Here is a 24,237-nt window from a genome sequence, read left to right as displayed (position 1 = left end):
AAGCCCGAAAATTAAGACGACAATGTTCTAATTAAATTTTGATAATCTTCTTTTACCTCATGACTTTCATCACGAAGTGATTTTACCTTACGGCAAGCATGTAACACGGTGGTGTGATCTCGGCCACCAAATGCATCTCCAATTTCAGGTAAACTGTGGTTTGTTAATTCTTTAGATAACGCCATCGCCACTTGTCTTGGTCTTGCAACCGAACGACTACGACGTTTAGATAATAGATCAGAAACGCGAATACGATAGTACTCGGCAACAGTACGTTGAATGTTATCGATCGTAACCAGTTTATCTTGCAATGCTAATAAGTCACGCAGTGCTTCTTTTACGAAATCGATAGAAATTGGACGACCTGTGAAGTTTGCATTTGCAATCACACGGTTAAGCGCCCCTTCTAATTCACGTACATTTGAACGCAATTTTTTCGCGATAAAGAAAGCCACTTCATGCGGTAAATTAATATTACTTTGCTGTGCTTTCTTCATCAGTATTGCCACACGCGTTTCAAGCTCAGGAGGCTCAATGGCAATGGTTAACCCCCAACCAAAACGAGATTTTAATCTGTCTTCTACCCCTTCAATTTCTTTCGGGTAACGGTCAGAGGTTAAAATAATTTGTTGATTACCTTCTAATAAAGCATTAAAGGTATGGAAAAACTCTTCTTGCGAACGCTCTTTATTTGCGAAGAATTGAATATCATCGATCATCAAAGCGTCAACACTGCGGTAATAACGCTTAAACTCTTCAATGGCATTATTTTGTAGCGCTTTAACCATGTCTTGAACAAAACGTTCAGAGTGCATATAGACAATTTTGGCATCTTTTTTCTTTTCCATGATGCCATTACCCACCGCGTGTAAAAGGTGAGTTTTACCTAAACCTGTACCACCATATATAAAGACAGGGTTAAACGCATTACCCGGGTTATCGGCAACTTGCGTTGCAGCCGCTTTAGCTAACTGGTTTGATTTACCTTCAACGAAGTTATCAAACGTATAGTTTTCTTTAATATTAGATTTGTAACCAGATTTAGGTGCGGGCTCTACTTTTTGTTCAGTAACAGGCTGAGGTGTTACTTGAGCTTGTTCGCTGCTAGTCGCTTGAGGTGAGACATTATTAGTCTGCTCTGCAGCAGTATTTACTTGAGCGGCCGTAGGAGTGCCAACGTCAAAACGCAACTCAGGCGCTTCATCACCACAAATTTCAACTAATAACTCATTGATACGATTGAGGTACTTTTCTCTAACCCAATCTAAAACAAAGCGATTAGGTGCATAAATGGTCAAAGTATCATCGGTACTCTCTGCTTGCAGTGGCCTAACCCACATACTAAATTGCTGAGATGGCAATTCATCCTGCAACACATATAAACAACTTTGCCAAACAGACAGATACACGCTGAACAACTCCAATGGGTTAATATTCCCGTACATCGTAAAGAGTACAAGAATTGATTAATTATTATCACAAAATATAAGTGGAAGCCGGGTATTATGAATTGATCTTATCCACAACTTCAATATTGACTTTTGCAAAAACTAGGATCTTGTTGATAAAAATAATTAAACAACTGTTTTATATAGCTTTTTATTTTAGATCCGAACAACAGATCATAACAAAAAACAACCAAGATCACACGCGATAATTGTGATCAAATTAAGTTTTCCCAAGCTTTTATTCAGATTGACCCCAAGACCTGTGGAAAACCCAAATAAGATCAGATCCTTTAAGATCTGCTATCCTTTTTATCTCGATCACGGGTATAATGCAGCCGCTTTTATATAAGGCGAATCAAGTTGATTATTTTTACAACTATTTTGCCCTGTAGATGAGATTATCATTGACTTTCGTCGTCCTCGGCATTAATATCTCGCGCTCGCAATGGCACCTGTGCCAGGATCGCGACCTGCATAGGATGTTTTAACCTTAACCGATCGGATGGAATTGTTATGAAAAGAACTTTTCAACCTAGCGTATTAAAGCGTAAGCGTACTCACGGTTTCCGTGCACGTATGGCTACTGCTAACGGCCGTAAAGTTTTAGCACGTCGTCGTGCTAAAGGCCGTAAAGTACTTTCTGCTTAATCATTAGTGGAAAGCTTTAGCTTTGGCAGGGAGTTACGTCTGTTAACTCCCTCGCACTACTCCCGCATATTCAATGAACCTGCTCGTGCAGCAACACCCTTCTTTACTTTATTAGCTAAACCAAATGAAGCTGGTCAACCAAGACTAGGCCTCACTGTTGCTAAAAAACGTTGTAAGCTGGCTGTTCAAAGAAACCGCATTAAACGCCTTGCCCGTGAGAGCTTTCGTTTAAATCAACATAAACTTGATAACATCGATATTGTCTTGATGGTTAAATCAGGTGTTGATGAACAATCAAATGAAGATCTAACTGAACAGCTTAATAAACTTTGGTTAAAAATAAATGAACGTTGTAAGCCTGGTGCACCAAAACCTAAACCTTACAAAAAACGCCCTTATAAAGGTAAGAAACCAGCTAAAACTCAGCAAAAGTAGTGTATTAAACTTCTGCTGAATAGCTTTACCCCCCTATTTAAGGTATCTTTAGCTCACCTTTTAAACATTCAATGCGTGACCATGGCACAAGCTAAAAAAAAGTTGACCCTTGCATTGCTATTAAGCCTGCCGAAACTTGCTTTAATTGTGCTGATTAAAGGCTATCAAAATTTTATTAGTCCGTTACTTGGTCCTCACTGTCGCTTTAACCCAACTTGCTCCAGTTATGCAATTCAGGCAATTAATTGTCATGGATCGATAAAAGGGAGTTGGTTAGCGCTCAAACGCATATTAAAATGTCACCCTTTAAGCGCAGGTGGGGATGACCCCGTACCTGAGAAGTCCAACAAAGTTAAACACCAACACGAGAAATAAGAGCTGTTATGGAATCACAACGCACGTTTTTATTTATCGGTTTATTGCTTGTGTCGTTTTTATTGTTCCAAGAGTGGAATAATGAAAAACTTCAAGCGAATGCCGATACCAGTGCCACTACACAACAAGTCACTGCACCTTCTTCATCAATCGCGCAAGATGATGATGTGCCAGCATCAACTCAAAACGATGTACCAGCCGCAGTTACTAAAGCAGTTCGTTCAGTTATCACAGTTAAAACTGACGTACTAGATGTAAAAATTGACACCAAAGGCGGTGATGTTGTTGAAGCGAAGTTATTACAACACGCAGAAACACATGGCAGCGATACACCATTTTTACTGTTAGGTGAATTTGAAGGCCGCCAATATATTTCACAAAGTGGTTTAATTGGTTTACATGGTCCGGATGCAAATCCTGAAGGTCGTCCTGTTTATACCGCGCCAAAAAAAGCGTATGAACTATCAGGCGATGAGTTACGTGTACCACTGACTTTTGTTGATAACAAAGGTGTTCAGTACACAAAAACTTATGTATTTAAAGCGGGTAAGTATGATGTTGCACTAGAATACACAGTCAACAACACCACTGCTGACCCAATCCAAGTTCAGCTTTACACACAAGTTAAACGCACTGTGCAAGCAAAAGGCAGCATGGTTGAGCAAACTTACTTAGGCGCAACGTATGGTACTTCTGAAGAGCCGTACGAAAAGTATAGCTTCGAAGATATGGCTGAAGCGAACTTAAGCAAAAACACGCAAGGTGGTTATATTGCTTTCATTCAGCACTATTTCTTAAGTGCTTGGGTACCAGACCAAACCGTAAACAACACGGTTTATACATTACTGCGTAATAACCAAGGTATCATTGGTATTAAAGGCGAAGCGGTAAATGTACAGGCAAACAGCACGACCAACATTAACTCAACTTTCTATATGGGTCCAAAAGATGGTGATGCACTTGAAGCTATCCATGAAGACCTAGATTTAGCAGTAGACTTCGGTTGGTTATGGTTTATTTCTCAGCCACTACTTGTACTTCTAAAACTACTTTATAGCTTCATCGGTAACTGGGGTGTGGCAATCATCGCTATCACTATTTTAGTTAAGATGGCGCTTTACCCACTGACTAAAGCGCAGTACACGTCTATGGCTAAGATGCGTGCGCTTCAACCTAAGATGATGCAATTAAAAGAGCGCTATGGTGATGACCGTCAAAAGATGGGTCAAGCTACAATGGAGCTTTACCGCAAAGAGAAAGTAAACCCTATGGGTGGTTGCTTGCCGTTATTACTGCAAATGCCTATTTTCTTAGCGCTATTCTATGTATTCCTAGAATCACCTGAATTACGTCATGCTGAATTCATGTTCTGGCTAACAGACCTATCAGCAAAAGACCCATACTACGTATTACCAATCCTATTTGGTGCAAGTATGTTCTTAACGCAGAAACTGCAGCCTATGACTGTAACTGATCCTATGCAGCAAAAGATGATGACGTACATGCCTATCGTATTTACGTTCTTCTTCATCTTATTCCCATTCCCATCAGGTCTAGTACTGTACTGGTTAGTATCTAACTTGATCACTATTGCACAGATGCTTTACATCTACCGTGGGATGGAAAAACAAGGGATCAAAGTTCGCGACTAATCGCCGACTTTAAACACTTCAAAACGCCTGCTTATTGCAGGCGTTTTTGTTTCAGCCTTGATAACTTACATTTCTCAACTCTGCCCAATCTGGCTGACACTGATGCTTTAGAGTACAATTGCAGTATTGTAATTGCTCAGCAAAAGAATCCATGATTAATCAAGACACCATAGTCGCTCAAGCAACCGCGCCCGGTCGTGGTGGTGTAGGCATCATCCGAGTTTCGGGTAGCTTATCTACTCACGTAGCCGAAAAGATTTTAGGCAAATGCCCAAAGCCGAGATATGCTGAATACCTCTCTTTCAATAGCCTTGCGGGTACGCAGCTTGACCAAGGTATTGCCCTATTCTTCAATAACCCACACTCTTTCACTGGCGAAGACGTATTAGAGCTTCAAGGCCACGGTGGACCCGTTGTAATAGACATGCTGTTAAAAGAAATCTGTCAGATTGAAGGCGTACGTTTAGCGCAACCCGGTGAATTCTCAGAACGTGCTTTCTTAAACGATAAAATGGATTTAACCCAAGCTGAAGCCATTGCTGACTTGATCAATGCAACCAGCGAGCAAGCAGCAAAAAGTGCCTTACACTCGCTGCAAGGTGATTTCTCAAAACACATTCACACGCTGGTGGAAAAAGTCATTCACCTACGTATGTATGTTGAAGCTGCTATCGACTTCCCAGATGAAGAAATTGATTTTTTATCGGATGGTAAAGTAGCAGGCGACTTAGCAGCCATCATCACGCAGCTTGATGAAGTGCGCCAACAAGCGAAGCAAGGCAGCATTATGCGTGAAGGTATGCGCGTGGTGATTGCTGGACGTCCTAATGCAGGTAAATCATCGCTGCTTAATGCCCTAGCAGGAAGAGAAGCGGCTATCGTGACTGACATCGCAGGCACCACGAGAGATGTACTGAGAGAGCACATTCACATTGATGGTATGCCGCTACATATTATCGATACGGCAGGTCTTCGTGAAAGTCCTGATAAAGTTGAGCAAATCGGTATTGAGCGCGCATGGGATGAAATTCGCCAAGCCGATCATGTGCTATTTATGGTTGATGGCACAGATACCACAGAGACCGACCCTATGCAGATCTGGCCTGAGTTTATGCAACAGTTGCCTGATGGCATGAAAGTGACTGTGGTACGCAACAAAATTGATCTCTCAAATGAAGCGGTAAATCTCGATAAAGCGGGTCAGTATCCCCTACTTCGCTTAAGTGCTAAAAGCACCGAAGGTGTCGATTTACTCCGTGAACATCTCAAAGAATGTATTGGTTTTACCGGTGCCACTGAAGGCGGATTTATGGCAAGACGTCGTCATTTAGACGCCTTAGAGCGTGCCGCCGAGCATTTAGATATCGGACAAACGCAGCTAGAAATGCATGTAGCTGGCGAGATCTTGGCTGAAGAATTGCGCCTCACTCAGCAACATTTAAATGAGATCACCGGTGAATTTAGCTCAGATGATCTACTTGGTAAGATCTTCAGCTCATTTTGTATCGGTAAGTAACGGCATATACACTCAAAAGCGCCGCATATCCCCTTTTGTGGCGCTCATTTTCCTAAAAGCCAACCCATTATTTAATCAAATTAAGTTAAAAACCTTAAATTCTTCTCACCGTTATGCTGCAGCCCCCAACTTTTAAGGCTTACTTGGATTAAATCAGGCGAATAACGTCACCAAAAAGCGATCTCTTTCGAGAAAAAACAAACCTCAGAGCCGATCAACCAGCAAAGTGCAGTTTGATCAGACCAATAAATAGACCTTTGATCACCTTATTCGGATCTATTTTCAGAATTTATAGAACATTTAATTATATAAACTTATTTTTTAGATCCAAAAGTAAGTGAAGCAAAATAAACAAGATCGAGTTATACACAAGCAGCCTATCCACATTGCTAAAATATCACCACAAAAACCTAAAAGAGGATTTTTTTAAGCCCGTCAACTCACCGAAGAAAATAAACTAGACGCAACTTTCACTCAGTTTATCCACAAATTAACAACTAAAAAACAGCGAGGAATAAATTATTAATTTATTATAAATCAACACATTGAGTGGTAAATGCTGATTTCATAGGCATTTAAAGTTATCCCAAGTTTAAATCCCCTCTTTACTTCTTCCACAGGCACATTATGATAGCCGCTCAAAATAGATAGGATGAGTAAAATGCCGCAAGTCGACATCATTGTAGGTAGCCAGATGGGATCAGCGGAGTATGTCGCTGAGCAACTTCAAGAAGCCCTTGAAGATCAAGGTTTCGAAACCGTGTTACATGAACAACCAAGCTTTGATGATTGCCAACAGGCAAACTGGCTGGTGGTAACCTCTACTTATGGTGCTGGAGATTATCCAGACAATTTACTGTCATTTATTGAGCAAATAACAGCGCAATCTTCTTTATCACAGCTCAAACATGCAGTTGTCGGAATTGGCGACAGTAGTTACGACACCTATAACTATGCAGCAAAAAACTGTGATGCACTGTTAAAAAGTAAAGGATCACAGTCTTTATTAGCACCATTAGAGATCAATGTGCTTGATGAAGCCTTGCCAGAAGATACCGCTTTAGCTTGGTTGCCAAACTTGATCGAGAAATTGGCAGATAATTAGAAAGATCTTTTACACAGAAGTTATTCACAAAATCCCCATATATTAGATCGGATTGTGGATAACCTTTGATCTAACTGCTGATCTACGTATACTTATCCCTTGGATAAATATTTCCCGATCTCAGGTTGTGAATAAAACACCGATTTGATCAACGCTTATACCGAGTAAGATCCGATCTAATTCACACCTATTGATCTGATCTAAGTTTATGCTTTTAAAGATGTAGTTAGAGTTACACACAGATCTCACGATCACTAATAGTAAGATCTAATAAAAGATCTTTAAAAAGATCCTTATATATATTTAGTGATCACATTTTCGTATTTTCTAGGTTGTTTAATATTTAAGCGTTTCACTTCTGAGTTTTTCTAGGTAGAATACGCATCCTTTCAAAATTCACCGGTTGTTTTAAGTAGGATCCCGTAGATGATTTATCATGAACATTTTGATGTAATAGTTGTTGGTGGCGGTCATGCAGGTACTGAAGCTGCATTAGCGGCTGCACGCATGGGCATGAATACCCTATTGTTAACCCATAATATGGATACTTTAGGCCAAATGTCATGTAACCCAGCAATTGGCGGGATCGGAAAAGGACATCTGGTAAAAGAGATTGATGCACTTGGTGGTGCAATGGCCAAAGCGATCGACAAAGGCGGGATCCAATTTAGGACTTTAAACTCGTCTAAAGGTCCTGCAGTTAGAGCAACGCGCGCACAAGCTGATCGCGCACTTTATAAAGCCGCGATCCAAGACATTTTGCAAAACCAAGAAAACCTGAAGATCTTCCAACAGTCTTGTGATGATCTCATTGTTGAACAAGATCAAGTTAAAGGCGTAGTGACTCAAATGGGTCTACGTTTTAGTGCGCAAAGTGTTGTATTAACTGTTGGTACATTCTTAGGTGGTCAAATTCACATTGGTTTAGAAAACTTCTCTGGCGGTAGAGCGGGCGATCCACCTTCTATCGCATTAGCAAAACGCTTAAGAGAATTGCCATTCAGAGTTGATAGACTTAAGACGGGTACGCCACCACGTATTGATGCCCGTACAGTTGATTTCTCCGTGATGCAAGAACAACCGGGTGATACACCAACACCGGTATTCTCTTTCATGGGTAAGCAAAGCGATCACCCACAACAGATCCCTTGTTACATTACTTATACCAATGAAAAAACCCATGATGTGATCCGTGATAATTTACATCGCTCACCAATGTACGCAGGTGTGATCGAAGGTATAGGTCCACGTTATTGCCCATCTATTGAAGATAAAGTGGTTCGTTTTGCAGATAAAGAAAAGCACCAAATTTTTGTTGAGCCTGAAGGCCTGACTTCTTATGAACTTTATCCGAATGGTATTTCGACAAGTCTACCGTTTGATATTCAGCTCGATATTGTTCGTTCAATTAAAGGGTTTGAAAACGCGCACATCTGTCGCCCTGGCTATGCAATTGAATATGACTTCTTTGATCCACGTGATTTAAAACAATCTTTAGAAACCAAATTTATTAATGGCCTATTCTTCGCCGGTCAGATCAATGGCACGACTGGTTATGAAGAAGCGGGTGCACAAGGTTTGATCGCAGGTATGAATGCGGCATTACAAGTACAGGGCAAAGATGCTTGGACACCACGTCGAGACCAAGCTTATACAGGTGTACTGATTGACGACCTTGCAACATTGGGTACTAAAGAACCGTACCGTATGTTCACTAGCCGCGCTGAATACCGTCTTCTTCTTCGTGAAGACAATGCTGATCTTCGCCTAACAGAGAAAGGTCGTGAACTTGGCTTAGTCGATGATGAGCGCTGGGCGGCTTTCAATGAAAAACTCGAAGTGATGGAACAAGAAACACAGCGCGTTCGCAGTACTTGGATCCACAAAGATCACCCGGCACTTGACCAAGTTAATGCGCTGCTTAAAAAGCCATTAACGCGCGAAGCAAGTTTAGAAGATCTGATCCGCCGTCCTGAAGTCGCACAAGCTGATCTATATAACATCGAAGGGCTTGGATCTGAATCAGACAACTGGCAAGCATTAGAGCAAGTTGAGATCCAAACCAAATACGCAGGTTATATTGCACGTCAACAAGATGAAATCGAAAAATTGATGCGTCATGAAGAAACGCAAATTCCTGCTGATTACGACTATAGCCAAGTAAGTGGCTTATCGAATGAAGTGGTTGCCAAGCTTTCTGATGCCAGACCGCAAACTATTGGTCAAGCATCTCGTATTTCTGGTATCACCCCAGCAGCGATTTCGCTATTATTAGTCTATTTGAAAAAGCAGGGCTTACTTCGTAAGTCAGCATAAGCCGCAAGGGTAGACTGTGTTACAACCATTACTGACTTCTTTATTAGCACAAACGGATATTGTGCTAAGCGACAAACAACAGCAACAATTGGTTGCTTATGTCGAATTGCTTGATAAATGGAATAAAGCCTACAACTTAACTTCTGTGCGTGATCCTAAAGAAATGATGGTGAAACATATCATGGATAGTTTAGTGGTAGCGCCTCACTTAACAGGCAAGCATTATATTGATGTAGGTACAGGCCCTGGCTTACCGGGCATTGTACTTGCTATTGCTTTACCTGATACCCAATTTGTATTACTGGATAGCTTAGGCAAACGTGTGCGCTTCTTAATGCAGGTGAAACATGCATTAGGGTTAGATAATGTCACGCCAGTACAGTCTCGAGTTGAAGAATATCAACCAAGTGTTAAATTAGACGGGGTACTAAGCCGTGCATTTGCATCATTACAAGATATGGTGCAGTGGTGTTCGCATTTAATTGATGACTCAGGTCGATTTATTGCTTTGAAAGGGCAATTTCCTGATGAAGAACTTGAAAACCTGCCAACGGGTACCAAGTTCGAACAAGATATTAGTTTAGATGTGCCTAAATTAGATGCTGAGCGACATTTAATTATTCTGTCAAAAGACTAAGTTGAGGGTAAAGTGGCAAAAGTTATTGCAATCGCAAACCAAAAAGGGGGCGTGGGTAAAACAACCACCGCCGTAAACCTTGCCGCATCAATGGCCGCAACCAAACGCAAAGTATTACTTATCGATTTAGACCCACAAGGTAACGCCACTATGGGTAGTGGTGTTGATAAGTATGGCGAGGTTGCCACCATCTACGATTTGTTAATCGAAGAAACACCAATCAATGACGTGGTTTGTAAAGAAACGTCTGGCGAATATCATTTAATTGCTGCAAACGGTGATGTTACCGCAGCAGAAGTTAAATTAATGGAATTATTCGCTCGAGAAGTACGATTAAGAAATGCCTTAGAGGCAGTTCAAGATCAGTATGAATTTATTTTTATTGATTGTCCGCCTTCATTGAATATGCTGACAGTCAATGCCATGGCGGCAGCGGATTCTGTTTTAGTGCCTATGCAATGTGAATATTACGCATTAGAAGGTCTAACTGCCTTGATGGATACCATCACTCAGCTTGCTAAGTTGGTAAACCCTAACTTACAGATTGAAGGCATTCTGCGCACTATGTACGATCCGCGTAATCGACTTGCCAATGATGTGTCTGAACAATTAAAACAGCACTTTGGCGAGAAAGTATACCGTACTGTGATCCCAAGAAATGTCCGTTTAGCCGAAGCGCCAAGTTTCGGTGCGCCAGCCATGTATTACGATAGAGCATCAAGCGGTGCAAAAGCATATTTAGCATTAGCCGGTGAAATGTTAAGGCGTAAAGAGCAGCAAACGGCTGCTGTTGCGTGAGAGGATAATAATAAATGTCAGTAAAAAAACGTGGTTTAGGTCGAGGCTTGGATGCCTTATTGAGTTCAGCAAAACCAGCTCCGGCTGTGCCTGTTGAAGTAGCAGCACCAGAACCTGAATTACCGGCCACTGCACCTGAGCAAGAAGTTGCATCGACAACCAGCACAGCCCAATCCGATAACGAACTTCGTCGTTTACCAATCGAGTGGCTTCAGCGTGGCAAATATCAACCACGTAAAGACATGTCAGAAGAAGCGTTAGAAGAACTTGCCAGTTCAATTCGTGCGCAGGGCGTACTGCAACCGGTTGTCGTGCGCGAAATTGCCCATGAAAAGTTCGAAATCATTGCTGGTGAACGTCGTTGGCGTGCTGCACAGTTGGCACAACTCGATGTTATTCCATGTTTGGTTAAAGATGTTGCCGATGAAGCTGCGGTTGCCATTGCACTGATTGAGAACATTCAGCGTGAAGATCTAAATGCCATGGAAGAAGCGGTTGCACTTGAGCGCTTATTGAACGAATTTGAATTAACCCATCAGCAAGTTGCAGAAGCGGTTGGCAAATCTCGTACTACGGTCACCAATTTATTGCGTTTAAATAATCTCAATGATGATGTAAAAAAATTGTTAGAGCATGGTGACATCGAAATGGGTCATGCCCGTTGTTTACTTGCACTCACAGGTGAAGTGCAATCAGAAGCGGCTCGAACAGCCGTTGCAAAAGCGTTGACGGTTCGTGAAACTGAAAAGTTAGTGCGTTCAATCCTCGAACCTGCGGATAAAAAACAAACAAAAGAGAAAGACCCTGATGTTAAATTGTTAGAACAACAGCTGGCTGAAAATTTAGGGGCGAAAGTTGAGATTAATTACAACCAAAAAGGCAAAGGAAAACTGGTCATCTCCTATGCAAATCTCGATGAATTAGATGGCATTCTTAGCCAAATTCAGCCAGATCTACAACAACCTTCCTAACGCATAATTATTAGACGAAAGTGGCGCTGAAAATGTGTCACATTTCGTCGCTGCAAGTTGCAAAATCACCAAAAATAAGTATAATTTCGCCAGTTTTCATACCCTGATAAATTTTTGCGTCATTAAGGTAAATTAAAAGTGACAAATTCGTTAGCAGGCCCATATAGGCGTGCCGCATTAAAAGGTGTTTTACTTCAGGGTATCGTAGCAACAATCGCTGCAGTAATAGTTTTAGTTGGTTGGGGAGTACAAGCAGGCGCTTCAGCATTAGCTGGCGGTCTAGTTATGGTACTTCCTAATTTTGTATTTGCTTTATATGCATTCAGATATATGGGCGCTAGTAAAGCAGAACAAGTGTTTGACTCGATAAAACGAGGCAACGGATTAAAATTTTTGATTACCATTTGCTTGTTTGCACTAATATTTAAGCACTTTGCTGTCATGGCTTTGCCATTTTTTTGTTGTTATATATTAGTGATGTTTGCACAGTGGTTTTCACCGATTTTTTTTAATCATTAACTTTTGGGATAAAACATGGCTGCAGAAGAAGTGACTCTATCGAGCCATATTCAGCACCACTTGACCAATGCTAAGATGTGTTCAACCGATGCCGGTTTAGCCTTCAATAAAGCATGTGCGGACAGTGGATTCTGGACATGGCACGTGGATACCCTCGCATGGTCTATCGGTTTAGGTCTTATTTTCTTATGGATCTTCCGTAGCGCCGCTAAAAAATCAACCACAGGTGTACCTGGCAAGTTTCAGTGCTTCATCGAGATGATCGTTGAGTTCGTTGGCGACAACGTACGCGACACTTATCACGGTAAAAGTGCTCTAATTGCGCCATTAGCCCTAACAATCTTTGTTTGGGTGTTCTTAATGAACCTGATGGACCTTATTCCTGTTGACTTCTTACCTGCATTTGCTGGTTTCGTTGGTGAAACGGCATTTGGTATGGATTCACACGATGTGTACATGAAAATTGTACCAACAACTGACATCAACCTAACAGCTGCTCTAGCTATTGGTGTGTTCTTATTGATGATCGGTTACTCAATTAAGATGAAAGGCATTGGCGGTTTCATTGCTGAATTAACGCTTCACCCGTTCAGCTCTAACAACAAAATTGCCATGATTTTCTTGATCCCTTGTAACTTATTACTTGAAACAATTGCGCTGGTTGCTAAGCCATTCTCGCTAGCTCTGCGTTTGTTCGGTAACTTGTACGCTGGTGAATTGATTTTCATCCTTATCGGCGCAGTTGGTCTTATGCAGCTTCCGTTGCATTTCATTTGGGCAGTGTTCCACATCTTAGTAATCGTACTTCAAGCATTCGTATTTATGATGCTGACAGTTGTTTACTTAAGTATGGCTAGCTCAGATAACCACTAATTATTTATAGATTTTATTAACTTTAACTTTAACTTTAAGAAACTTTGGAGAAAAAAATGGAACTAGTAGAAGGTTTAAAATTCATCGCTGTTGCTCTACTTATCGGTTTTGGTGCTATCGGTACTGCGATCGGCTTCGGTAACATGGGTGGTAAATTCCTAGAAGCATGTGCTCGTCAACCTGAACTTGCACCTTCACTACAAGTTAAAATGTTCATCCTAGCTGGTCTAATCGATGCTGTAGCAATGATCGGTGTTGGTATCGCAATGGTATTGTTGTTCGTACTTTAATATTATTTTTTGAACAGCTTACTATTTTAAGGAGGAGCGGTTGTGAACTTAAACGCCACTCTAATAGGTGAATTAATTGCATTTACGGTTTTCGTACTTTTCTGTATGAAATACGTATGGCCACCGTTAAATGGTGCAATTGAAGCTCGCCAGAAAAAGATTGAAGATGGCTTAGCTGCCACTGATAAAGCTGAACAAGAACTTGAAGTTGCGCGTAAACAAGCTGCTGAGCAGCTTAAAGAAGCGAAAGCTCAAGCAGCTGATATCGTTGAACAAGCTAAGAAGCGTGCTGCGCTTATCGTTGACGAAGAGACAACGCGTGGTCAGCAAGAACGTGAAAAAATCATCGCTCAAGGTCACTCTGAGATTGAATCAGAGCGCAGCCGAGTTTCAGAAGAGCTACGCAAGCAAGTTGCTACGCTTTCTGTAGTTGGTGCTGAGCGCATTTTAGAGCGTGAGATTAACCAAGCTGCACACAGTGACATCGTTGAAAAACTTGTCGCTGAGCTTTAAGTAGGGGGTCTGAGCATGTCTGAATTGACTACTATCGCTCGCCCATACGCTAAAGCAGCTTTTGAACTTGCCGTTGAAAAAGGCAATGTTGAAGCATGGAATGAAATGCTGTTCTTCGCTGGTCAAGTGGCCAGCGATGAGCAAGCAAGTTCATTACTAGCTAGCATTCCAACAGCTGCAGAACAAGCTGATGTTTTCATCAAAGTTTGTGCTGAACAGCTCAACGAACAAGGTCAAAATCTTATCAAGCTGATGGCCGAAAATGAACGTTTAGCCGCCATCCCAGCAGTTGCTGAAATCTTTGCTGAATTTAAAGCAGAGTTTGATAAAGAAATCGACGTAGATGTGGTTTCTGCAACTGAACTTGCTGCTGAGCAGCAAGACAAACTGGTCGCGGCACTTGAAAAACGTTTCGCACGCAAAGTTAAGCTGAATTGTAGCATCGACGAAACCGTTGTTGGCGGTTTAGTTATCAAAGCTGGTGACACCGTGATTGACGGGTCTGTCCGAGGCAAGTTGGACCGCCTAGCGGTATCGCTACAATCGTAATTGGGAAAAAGAGCATGCAACTTAATTCCACTGAAATTTCTGCACTGATCAAACAACGTATTGAACAGTTTGAAGTTGTTAGTGAAGCACGTAACGAAGGTACTATCGTATCTGTTACTGACGGTATCATCCGCATCCACGGTCTAGCTGACTGTATGCAAGGTGAGATGATCGAGCTTCCTGGCAACCGTTATGCTATCGCACTAAACCTTGAGCGTGACTCAGTAGGTGCAGTAGTAATGGGTCCTTACGCTGACCTTAAAGAAGGCGTAAAAGTACAATCTACAGGTCGTATCTTAGAAGTACCTGTTGGTCGTGGTCTACTTGGTCGTGTTGTTAACACACTAGGTCAGCCTATCGATGGTAAAGGTGCACTAGACAACGACGGTTTCGAGCCAGTTGAAAAAATCGCACCAGGCGTAATCGAGCGTCAATCAGTAGACGAGCCAGTACAAACTGGTTATAAGTCTATCGATGCGATGATCCCAGTTGGTCGTGGTCAGCGTGAGCTAGTAATCGGTGACCGTCAGACTGGTAAAACTGCTCTAGCAATCGATGCTATCATCAACCAAAAAGACACAGGCGTTAAGTGTGTGTACGTAGCGGTTGGTCAGAAAGCGTCTACTATTGCTAACGTAGTACGTAAATTAGAAGAGCACGGTGCACTTGAAAACACTATCGTTGTTGTTGCATCTGCTTCTGAATCAGCAGCGCTACAATTCCTAGCGCCATTTGCTGGTTGTACTATGGGTGAATACTTCCGTGACCGCGGTGAAGACGCGCTTATCGTATATGATGATCTTTCTAAGCAAGCTGTTGCTTACCGTCAGATCTCACTACTACTTAAGCGTCCACCAGGCCGTGAAGCATACCCAGGTGACGTATTCTACCTTCACTCACGTCTTCTAGAGCGTGCATCACGTGTAAACGCTGATTACGTTGAGAAGTTCACTAACGGTGAAGTGAAAGGTAAAACAGGTTCATTGACGGCATTGCCAATCATTGAAACTCAAGGTGGTGACGTTTCTGCATTCGTACCTACTAACGTTATCTCAATCACCGATGGTCAGATCTTCTTAGAAACTGACTTATTCAACGCAGGTATCCGTCCAGCTGTTAACGCTGGTATCTCGGTATCTCGTGTAGGTGGTGCAGCGCAAACTAAAATCGTTAAGAAACTAGGTGGTGGTATCCGTCTAGCGCTAGCTCAGTACCGTGAACTAGCGGCGTTCTCTCAGTTCGCTTCTGACCTTGACGATGCAACGCGTGCACAGCTTGAGCACGGTGAGCGTGTAACAGAGCTAATGAAGCAGAAACAATACGCACCAATGTCTGTTGCTGAAATGTCTCTGTCTCTATTTGCTGCTGAGAAAGGTTTCCTACAAGACATCGAAATCAACAAGATCGGTGATTTCGAAGAAGGCCTAATCGGTTTCGCAAACAGCACTTACGCAGAGCTAATGGCTCAAATCAATGAAACAGGTAACTACAACGCTGAGATTGAAGCGCAGCTTAAAGAACTTCTAGAGAAGTTCAAAGCAACGCAAACTTGGTAATTTAGTTATGGATGGTGAGTGTTCTTAGAATGCTCACCTTGATTCGGAGAGAGAGTCATGGCCAGCGGAAAAGAGATTAAAAGCAAGATCGGGAGTATCAAGAATACTCAGAAGATCACCAGCGCAATGGAAATGGTTGCTGCTTCTAAAATGAAGAAAGCACAAGACCGTGTGGCTTCAAGCCGTCCATACGCTGAGAACTTACGCAAAGTGATCGGTCGTGTTGCTCAAGCAAATCTTGACTTCCATCACCCGTTCTTAGAAGAACGCGATGTGAAGCGAGTTGGTTATATTGTTATCTCTACAGACCGTGGTCTATGTGGTGGCTTAAACTCAAACGAGTTTAAGAAAATCACACAAGACGTACAGGCGTGGAAAGAAAAAGGCGTTGAAGCTGAATTCGCTACTTTAGGTAGCAAAGCTGCTGGTTTCTTCCAACGTTTCGGCGGTGATTTACTCGCTAAGAAAGCGGGTCTTGGAGATGCACCTTCAATTCAGGACGTAATTGGTCCTGTAAAAGTAATGCTAGACGCATTCGCTGAAGGCAAAATTGACCGTTTATTCGTGGTATACAACAAATTCGTAAATACCATGAAGCAAGAGCCAACGATCGAACAGTTATTACCTTTGCCAAAAGCTGAAGAAGAAGTATCAGCTCACGCTTGGGATTACCTATATGAGCCGGGCCCAGAAGCGATCCTAGAGACGCTATTGGTTCGTTTCATTGAATCACAGGTTTACCAAGGTGTAGTTGAGAATGCTGCCTCTGAACAGGCTGCCCGTATGGTTGCGATGAAAGCCGCAACTGATAACGCAGGCGACCTAATGGATGAGCTGCAACTTGTTTATAACAAAGCCCGTCAGGCTGCAATCACACAAGAAATCAGTGAGATTGTAGGCGGTTCGGCAGCTGTATAACGCTTCGGCAAAGTTTAACGAGAGGAATAGACATGAGTTTAGGTAAGGTCGTCCAAATTATCGGCGCCGTTGTGGACATCGAGTTTCCACAAGACAACGTGCCAGCCGTATATGACGCACTAAAAGTTACAGATGGCGACTTAGCTGGTTTGACTTTAGAAGTTCAACAGCAGCTAGGTGGCGGTGTGGTACGTGGTATCGCACTTGGTACTACTGACGGTTTACGTCGTGGTACTTCAGTAGAAGGCACAGGCGAGCCAATCAAGGTTCCAGTTGGTACTAAGACCCTAGGTCGTATCATGGACGTACTTGGTCAGCCAATCGATGAAGCAGGTCCAATTGGTGAAGACGAGCGTATGTCAATTCACCGTGCTGCGCCTTCATACGAAGAACAATCAAGTTCAGTAGAACTTTTAGAGACTGGTATCAAGGTAATCGACCTTGTATGTCCATTCGCTAAAGGTGGTAAAGTTGGTCTATTCGGTGGTGCCGGTGTTGGTAAAACCGTAAACATGATGGAACTTATCCGTAACATCGCAATCGAGCACAGCGGTTACTCAGTATTCGCAGGTGTTGGTGAGCGTACTCGTGAGGGTAACGATTTCTACCATGAGATGAACGATTCAAACGTACTAGACAAAGTATCTCTAGTATACGGTCAGATGAACGAGCCACCGGGTAACCGTCTACGTGTTGCACTAACGGGTCTAACTATGGCTGAGAAGTTCCGTGACGAAGGTCGTGACGTACTTTTCTTCGTAGATAACATCTACCGTTACACACTAGCGGGTACTGAGGTATCAGCACTTCTAGGTCGTATGCCTTCAGCGGTAGGTTACCAGCCTACACTAGCTGAAGAAATGGGTGTACTTCAGGAGCGTATCGCGTCTACTAAGACTGGTTCAATCACGTCTATCCAAGCGGTATACGTACCTGCGGATGACTTAACTGACCCATCACCAGCTACGACGTTCGCGCACTTAGATGCAACAGTTGTACTTTCTCGTGACATCGCATCACTTGGTATCTACCCAGCGGTAGATCCTCTTGATTCAACTTCACGTCAGCTTGACCCTCAAGTAATCGGTAACGAGCACTACGACACAGCACGTGGCGTTCAGACTGTACTTCAGCGTTATAAAGAACTGAAAGACATCATCGCGATCCTAGGTATGGACGAGCTATCTGACGAAGATAAGCAAGTTGTATCTCGTGCACGTAAAATCCAGCGTTTCCTATCTCAGCCGTTCTTCGTTGCTGAGGTATTCACAGGTGCACCTGGTAAATACGTTTCACTGAAAGACACTATCTCTGGCTTCAAAGGCATCTTAAACGGTGAATACGATGACATGCCAGAGCAAGCTTTCTACATGGTTGGCTCAATCGACGAAGCGATCGAAAAAGCCAAAAACATGTAATTTAGGAGGGTGTTATGGCAATGACAGTACATCTTGACGTAGTAAGTGCAGAGCAGAGTGTATTCTCTGGTGATGTAACCACTATTCAAGTGACAGGTAGTGAAGGTGAGCTAGGTATTCATCCTGGTCACGCGCCACTATTGACTGGCCTAAAACCTGGTATGGTACGTTTAGTTAAACAAGATGGTTCTGAAGACATCATCTATGTTGCTGGCGGTACGCTTGAAGTTCAACCTAAGACAGTAACCGTTCTTGCGGACGTTGCTATCCGTGGTGAAGAGCTTGACGAGCAGGCTGCTGAAGAAGCTAAGCGTGAAGCGCAAGCACAAATGGCTTCAGGCACGACGTCTGAGCTTGATACGCATGCTGCAGCTGCACAGTTAGCAGAAGCAATCGCTCAGCTACGTGTTATTCGCCAGCTACGCAAATAATACATCCTATCTGGTTTAAAAAGCCCGCACTGCAAAGTGCGGGCTTTTTTATTGCCTAATCAATTGTTGGTTTGAAATAACTTAACATTTTTATACTTATCATCTGCGCTGTAAGCCGCTACAATATTGCGCAATTTACGTTAATGTTGATTTATTCACTACCACCAGCTTTGGTTTACATCTGCACATGAAGTGATTTGTTTAAAGATGAGTATCTCAAATTGGCGTGACACTTAAACACAAGCAAAGAATAAGGACTCTGTGTTAATGGCACTTACATCTATCATCCTAGCTGCGGGTAAAGGCACTCGTATGCGCTCTAAACTTCCAAAAGTTCTTCACCCGGTTGCGGGTAAACCTATGGTTCAACACGTTATCGACAATGCAGTATCACTCGGTGCGCGTGAAACAAACTTAGTATACGGCCATGGTCGTGAACAGCTACAAACGGCGCTTTCACACAATGAAGTAAACTGGGTCTTACAAGAAGAGCAGCTAGGCACAGGTCATGCAGTTGCAGTTGCTAAAGAGCATATTACAGATGATGATACTGTTTTAATCTTATACGGTGATGTGCCACTGACTAAAAAGTCGACATTAGAAAAGCTACTCGCTGCGACGCCTGAAAAAGGTTTAGCAGTATTAACGGTGAATCTTGACGACCCTACAGGCTATGGTCGTATGCTGCGTGAAAACGGCAAACTTGTGGGTATTGTAGAACAAAAAGATGCAACACCTGAGCAGTTAGCTATTCAAGAGATCAACACTGGTATCATGGCGGCAAATGGTGAGTTGTTAAAGCGTTGGTTAAGTAACCTTTCAAATAACAATGCACAAGGCGAATACTATCTGACAGACATTGTAGCTATGGCGCACAGCGAAGGCGTTGAAATTACTTCATCTCAGCCAGACCATCCAATGGAAGTTGAAGGCGCGAATAACCGTGTGCAACTTGCAGCTCTTGAGCGTGCTTACCAGTCATGGCAAGCAGAAGAATTAATGATCAACGGTGCAAGCCTTGCAGACCCTGCTCGCATCGACGTACGTGGTAAGGTAAAAACAGGTCAAGACGTAAAAATCGATGTGAATGTTATCTTTGAAGGTGATGTTGTGATTGGCGACGACGTGGTTATTGGCCCAAATTGCGTACTTAAAAACTGTACCATCGGTGATGGTGTGGTTGTAAAAGCAAACAGCATGATTGAAGATGCACAAGTCGCTGCTAAGTGTACCCTTGGCCCATTTGCGCGTTTACGTCCAGGTGCGGTGATGGAAGAAGACTCTCACATTGGTAACTTTGTTGAGATGAAAAAGTCTCGTTTAGGTAAAGGCTCAAAAGCAAACCACCTGACTTACTTAGGTGATGCTGAAGTCGGTGAAAAAGTAAATATTGGTGCAGGTACCATTACTTGTAACTACGATGGCGTGAATAAATCAAAAACCATTATTGGTGACAACGCGTTTATTGGCTCTAACTCTTCTCTAGTAGCGCCAGTGCAAATTGGTGCGACTGCGACAATCGGTGCAGGTTCGGTGATCACTTCAACGGTAGAAGATGAGCAACTGGCTGTTGCGCGCGGTAAGCAACGCAACCTTGATGGTTGGCAGCGTCCAGTTAAGAAAAGCTAATAACAAGGCTAAGACATAGTAAAAAAGAGCGGCAAAAGCCGCTCTTTTACTTTCCTTCACCCTACATATATTCCTTTATGGTGGGCAAAGTGGTACATTGAATTTCAAAGTTAATTTAACGTTAACATATAAGAAGTAACCTATGGACAGTCTATTCCGCAAAGAAGTGCTGGAGCATAAACGACATCGACTAGAAGGAGCTGTGTCGCTTATTCAGCCACCCATTTTTAGAAGACTCACAGTGTTGATCTTAACGGTCGTCGTTGTCAGTCTGGTATTTTTGAGTCTTGGACAATACACCCGAAAAGAACGTGTGAGTGGGGTGATAGAACCCGATGCCGGTCTTTTACGTGTAGAGGCCTCTCAAGCAGGCTTAATTTCAGAAGTGCTCGTTTCTGAAGGGCAGTTTGTTGAAGTCGGTGAGCCGCTGTTGAGAATAGCCTCTGTGAAGCACAGCAGCCAAGAGTTAGAACTCAATCAGGCTTTACTTAACCAATACCAGTTTCAACTTAATTCACTCGAGCGACAGATCACCCAGCAAATCGCGCAGGATAACTTAGATCTTGAGCAGTTAAATTTGCAGAAAATCTCTCTCGAGCAGCGTCTATCTGAATTAGATAGCCAAGCCGCCACTTTTAAACAGCGACTGATGTTAAATCAGAAGATGGTTGAGCAAGTTGGTAGCTTAAAGGGCACAGGCTATATTTCAGAGTTAGAGCTACAAAGACAAAAAGATACCTTGTTGTCGCTGCAACAGCAGGCATCGAGTATCAAATCAGAGCGGGTGTCGCTGGTTAGTCAATTACAGCAACTCGAAAAGCAAATTGAGCAGCGACCTTTGCAACAGCAAACACGTATTGCACAATTGGAGTCACAGCGCGCCGATCTTAAAATGCAGTTGTCGTCGATTGAGCAGCAGCGCCTAGGTGAGTTAAGAGCACCTAAATCAGGTATTGTCAGTGGTCTCACTGCAAAAGTAGGTAAAACAGTGGCTACAGGGCAAAGCTTACTCTCAGTGCTTCCTGAAAACAGCGAAATGCAAGCAATCGTCTATGTGCCTACTTCAGCATTTGGTTTTGTTGATGTTGGCCAAAATGCACGTTTGCGCTACCACGCCTTCCCGTATGAAAAATTTGGGGTGTACGATGGCACCATCAAAGAAATCAGTAATTCAGTGATATTACCTGAAGAGGCCTCAATGCCAGGCGTACTGACAGAGCCCGCTTATCGTGTGGTTGTGGCACTCTCAGAACAAGATATTCAAGCTTATGGAAAAGCAACACCACTTAGAGCGGGTATGAGACTCGACGCAGATATCGTGATCGAAGAGCGTTCACTTCTACGTTGGTTATTTGATCCAGTATTTAGTATTAAAGGTCAGCTGTAAATTTTCAGCACAAGACTATGTTTATAACAATAATAAGGCAGTAAAAGATGCATGAAGAAGATGAAAGTGTAGTAAACAAACTACAGTTTTGGTCAAGGAACTCATTGCCCATTATTTTACAGTCGGAAGCTGCGGAGTGTGGCTTAGCAAGTTTAGCTATGGTGGCGTGTTACCATGGCTATCAAACCGACTTGGTATCTATTCGACAAAAATTTAGCATATCTCTTGAGGGCGCGACACTGCTCGATATTATGGGATTTGCTGAGCAACTCAAGTTAAGCACAAGACCACTACGTATTGAGCTTGAAGATCTTGACGCATTGCAAACGCCGTGTATTTTACACTGGGATCTCAATCACTTTGTGGTGCTAAAAAAAGCCAATGAAAAGCGCATTGTCATTCATGACCCTGCTAAAGGCGAAAAAACACTGACCCTTGAAGAAGCGTCAAAACATTTCACCGGTGTTGCTCTAGAGCTCACACCGACCAAAGACTTTGAAAAACAAGAAAGTAAACCCACACTCAGATTCTCTGACTTTTGGAGCCGAATCTCGGGTCTTAAACGTTCTTTATTACTGATCTTCTTACTGTCTTTGTTGTTACAAGTATTCACCCTGGCTGCACCATATTACATACAATTAGTCATTGATGATGTTGTACTTACAGGCGATACCTCCTTATTGACTGTACTCGCCGTCGGTTTCTTCTTGGTATTAGTGTTTGAGATAGCCACCAATGCGCTGCGGGGCTTTACCTTGCTGCATTTTGGTAATCAAATGAATATTCAGCTCGGTGCCAATTTATTCCATCACTTAGTACGTTTACCAATTTCTTACTTTGAAAAACGCCACATGGGTGATGTGGTATCGCGTTTTGGTTCACTACAGCAAGTTAAACAATTACTCACCACAGGGGTTATTGAGGCCATTATTGATGGCCTAATGGCGATAATCACCTTGGCGATGATCTTCTTCTATAGTCCAACCCTTTCTGCGGTGGTGCTGGTGGCAGTATTTGCCTATGCCGGTGTGCGAATTGCCATGTATAAGCCTTACAGAGCGATCAGCGAACAAGAAATTATGGCAAGAGCTGAAGAAAACTCTAACTTCATGGAAACTGTGCGAGGCATTCAAACCATCAAGTTATTTGGTTCTGAGGTAAAACGTGAAGGGCAATGGCAAAACCGCTATGCCAATGCCATTAATCAGAACATTCGAATTGGTAACTTTAATATTGGTTACGAAGCCATTAACCGAGCTTTATTTGGTATCGAAAATATTGTGGTGGTCTATTTGGCGGCGCACTTAGTGATCCAAGGTGGATTCAGTACCGGTATGCTATTTGCGTTTATGTCTTATAAACGTCAGTTTATGGAAAAAACCGCCAACCTCATTGAGAAGTTTATCGAATTCAAAATGTTAGGTTTACACTTTGAGCGTATAGCGGATATTGCATTGACTGAAAAAGAAGACTTACAGCCAGCGAATATCAAACGTCATAGTATTGAAGGTGACATTGAAATCAAAGGCGTGAGCTTTGCTTATTCAGATGCAACACCGAATGTACTTGATAACTTGAGCTTGAAGATAAAAGCAGGCGAGTCGGTGGCAATCACTGGGCCTTCGGGCTGTGGTAAATCGACACTACTAAAGCTCTTACTTGGGCTCAATAAAGCCAAGTCTGGTGAAGTGCTAATTGATAGCGTACCGCTTGAGCAAATAGGTGCGCGACAATACCGACAGCAAATCGCGGCGGTTATGCAAGACGATGAGCTTTTATCTGGGTCGGTCTCAGATAACATCGCTTTCTTTGATTCACCCGTTGATATGGAGCGCGTAGTTTATTGTGCTCAACTGGCTGCCATTCACGATGATATTGCGCAAATGCCAATGGGTTATGACAGTTTAATTGGCGATATGGGCTCAAGCTTATCTGGGGGTCAAAAGCAGCGTATTATTTTGGCTCGGGCTTTATATAAACAACCTAAAATCTTGTTTATGGATGAAGCCACCAGCCACTTAGACACTAATCTAGAAGCTGACATTAATGAGGCGGTTTCCCGTTTAGATATCACTCGAGTGATCATCGCCCACCGAAAAGAAACGATTGCGTCTGCTGATAGAGAAATTAAGTTAGTTAAACCTCTAATAGAAAATCAAATAGAGGCTACCTCGTAAACTAAGATGAAGATGATAAATATGTTAGATTGTCAGCTGGCATATTTATCTTTCATTTTATCTACAGTTACGTCCT

General features: G+C 42.7%; 23 protein-coding genes. 22 read left to right on the top strand and 1 reads right to left on the bottom strand.

Annotated elements, in window-relative coordinates; translation table 11 throughout:
• Positions 1-11: 11 nt before the first annotated feature.
• Positions 12-1,340, bottom strand: coding sequence for a chromosomal replication initiator protein DnaA (gene dnaA, locus ACXAC4_RS17335; RefSeq protein WP_475164177.1), 1,329 nt, complete (start codon positions 1,338-1,340; stop codon positions 12-14).
• A 621-nt stretch (positions 1,341-1,961) separates the two neighbouring features.
• On the opposite strand from dnaA, the gene rpmH reads away from it, so the two are divergent.
• The 22 genes from rpmH (at position 1,962) to ACXAC4_RS17225 (ending at position 24,161) form a co-directional block, all read left to right on the top strand.
• Positions 1,962-2,096: a 50S ribosomal protein L34 gene (rpmH, locus tag ACXAC4_RS17330; protein WP_008488847.1), complete on the top strand. Its 135-nt coding sequence runs from the start codon at positions 1,962-1,964 to the stop codon at positions 2,094-2,096.
• A gap of 6 nt (positions 2,097-2,102) precedes the next feature.
• Positions 2,103-2,531, top strand: coding sequence for a ribonuclease P protein component (gene rnpA, locus ACXAC4_RS17325; protein ID WP_475163813.1), 429 nt, complete (start codon positions 2,103-2,105; stop codon positions 2,529-2,531).
• Between the two features lie 81 nt (positions 2,532-2,612).
• Positions 2,613-2,906, top strand: a complete 294-nt coding sequence (yidD, locus tag ACXAC4_RS17320) for a membrane protein insertion efficiency factor YidD (RefSeq protein ID WP_475163811.1) — start codon at positions 2,613-2,615, stop codon at positions 2,904-2,906.
• A gap of 8 nt (positions 2,907-2,914) precedes the next feature.
• Positions 2,915-4,558 carry a membrane protein insertase YidC gene (gene yidC / locus ACXAC4_RS17315; protein ID WP_475163806.1) on the top strand — a complete coding sequence of 548 codons (1,644 nt, stop codon included), beginning with the start codon at positions 2,915-2,917 and terminating at the stop codon, positions 4,556-4,558.
• A gap of 151 nt (positions 4,559-4,709) precedes the next feature.
• Positions 4,710-6,074, top strand: a complete 1,365-nt coding sequence (mnmE, locus tag ACXAC4_RS17310) for a tRNA uridine-5-carboxymethylaminomethyl(34) synthesis GTPase MnmE (RefSeq protein WP_349284991.1) — start codon at positions 4,710-4,712, stop codon at positions 6,072-6,074.
• Between the two features lie 661 nt (positions 6,075-6,735).
• Entirely contained in the window at positions 6,736-7,179 is a 444-nt protein-coding gene (gene mioC / locus ACXAC4_RS17305; protein WP_475163803.1) for an FMN-binding protein MioC, read from the top strand.
• Between the two features lie 426 nt (positions 7,180-7,605).
• Positions 7,606-9,495: a tRNA uridine-5-carboxymethylaminomethyl(34) synthesis enzyme MnmG gene (gene mnmG / locus ACXAC4_RS17300; RefSeq protein ID WP_475163799.1), complete on the top strand. Its 1,890-nt coding sequence runs from the start codon at positions 7,606-7,608 to the stop codon at positions 9,493-9,495.
• Between the two features lie 16 nt (positions 9,496-9,511).
• Positions 9,512-10,132: a 16S rRNA (guanine(527)-N(7))-methyltransferase RsmG gene (rsmG, locus tag ACXAC4_RS17295; protein ID WP_138483157.1), complete on the top strand. Its 621-nt coding sequence runs from the start codon at positions 9,512-9,514 to the stop codon at positions 10,130-10,132.
• 12 nt (positions 10,133-10,144) lie between these two features.
• Positions 10,145-10,930 carry a ParA family protein gene (locus tag ACXAC4_RS17290; protein WP_058031487.1) on the top strand — a complete coding sequence of 262 codons (786 nt, stop codon included), beginning with the start codon at positions 10,145-10,147 and terminating at the stop codon, positions 10,928-10,930.
• Positions 10,931-10,944: 14 nt separating this feature from the next.
• Entirely contained in the window at positions 10,945-11,901 is a 957-nt protein-coding gene (locus tag ACXAC4_RS17285; protein ID WP_475163794.1) for a ParB/RepB/Spo0J family partition protein, read from the top strand.
• Positions 11,902-12,039: 138 nt separating this feature from the next.
• Positions 12,040-12,420 carry an ATP synthase subunit I gene (locus tag ACXAC4_RS17280; protein ID WP_130254907.1) on the top strand — a complete coding sequence of 127 codons (381 nt, stop codon included), beginning with the start codon at positions 12,040-12,042 and terminating at the stop codon, positions 12,418-12,420.
• A 15-nt stretch (positions 12,421-12,435) separates the two neighbouring features.
• Positions 12,436-13,293, top strand: coding sequence for a F0F1 ATP synthase subunit A (gene atpB, locus ACXAC4_RS17275; protein ID WP_421965498.1), 858 nt, complete (start codon positions 12,436-12,438; stop codon positions 13,291-13,293).
• A 56-nt stretch (positions 13,294-13,349) separates the two neighbouring features.
• A complete protein-coding gene (gene atpE, locus ACXAC4_RS17270) occupies positions 13,350-13,583 on the top strand; it encodes a F0F1 ATP synthase subunit C (protein ID WP_349284987.1) in 234 nt (77 codons plus the stop codon).
• Between the two features lie 42 nt (positions 13,584-13,625).
• A complete protein-coding gene (gene atpF, locus ACXAC4_RS17265; protein WP_058031482.1) occupies positions 13,626-14,096 on the top strand; it encodes a F0F1 ATP synthase subunit B in 471 nt (156 codons plus the stop codon).
• Between the two features lie 15 nt (positions 14,097-14,111).
• Positions 14,112-14,645, top strand: a complete 534-nt coding sequence (atpH, locus tag ACXAC4_RS17260) for a F0F1 ATP synthase subunit delta (RefSeq protein WP_058031481.1) — start codon at positions 14,112-14,114, stop codon at positions 14,643-14,645.
• Between the two features lie 14 nt (positions 14,646-14,659).
• Entirely contained in the window at positions 14,660-16,201 is a 1,542-nt protein-coding gene (gene atpA / locus ACXAC4_RS17255; protein ID WP_058031480.1) for a F0F1 ATP synthase subunit alpha, read from the top strand.
• Positions 16,202-16,258: 57 nt separating this feature from the next.
• Positions 16,259-17,119, top strand: a complete 861-nt coding sequence (gene atpG, locus ACXAC4_RS17250; RefSeq protein WP_058031479.1) for a F0F1 ATP synthase subunit gamma — start codon at positions 16,259-16,261, stop codon at positions 17,117-17,119.
• Between the two features lie 32 nt (positions 17,120-17,151).
• Positions 17,152-18,537: a F0F1 ATP synthase subunit beta gene (atpD, locus tag ACXAC4_RS17245; RefSeq protein WP_390446447.1), complete on the top strand. Its 1,386-nt coding sequence runs from the start codon at positions 17,152-17,154 to the stop codon at positions 18,535-18,537.
• Positions 18,538-18,551: 14 nt separating this feature from the next.
• Positions 18,552-18,968: a F0F1 ATP synthase subunit epsilon gene (locus ACXAC4_RS17240; protein ID WP_475163787.1), complete on the top strand. Its 417-nt coding sequence runs from the start codon at positions 18,552-18,554 to the stop codon at positions 18,966-18,968.
• 267 nt (positions 18,969-19,235) lie between these two features.
• On the top strand, positions 19,236-20,597 hold the full coding sequence (gene glmU / locus ACXAC4_RS17235) for a bifunctional UDP-N-acetylglucosamine diphosphorylase/glucosamine-1-phosphate N-acetyltransferase GlmU (RefSeq protein WP_475163785.1): 1,362 nt from the start codon (positions 19,236-19,238) through the stop codon (positions 20,595-20,597).
• Between the two features lie 142 nt (positions 20,598-20,739).
• Positions 20,740-21,984, top strand: coding sequence for a beta-barrel domain-containing protein (locus ACXAC4_RS17230; RefSeq protein ID WP_475163783.1), 1,245 nt, complete (start codon positions 20,740-20,742; stop codon positions 21,982-21,984).
• 47 nt (positions 21,985-22,031) lie between these two features.
• A complete protein-coding gene (locus ACXAC4_RS17225; protein ID WP_475163781.1) occupies positions 22,032-24,161 on the top strand; it encodes a peptidase domain-containing ABC transporter in 2,130 nt (709 codons plus the stop codon).
• Positions 24,162-24,237 lie beyond the last annotated feature (76 nt).

It is taken from the genome of Pseudoalteromonas sp. AWM4_233 (assembly GCF_056158285.1).
The sequence above is the reverse complement of the archived record's forward strand: the minus strand, read 5'-3'. Positions and strand labels throughout refer to the sequence as shown.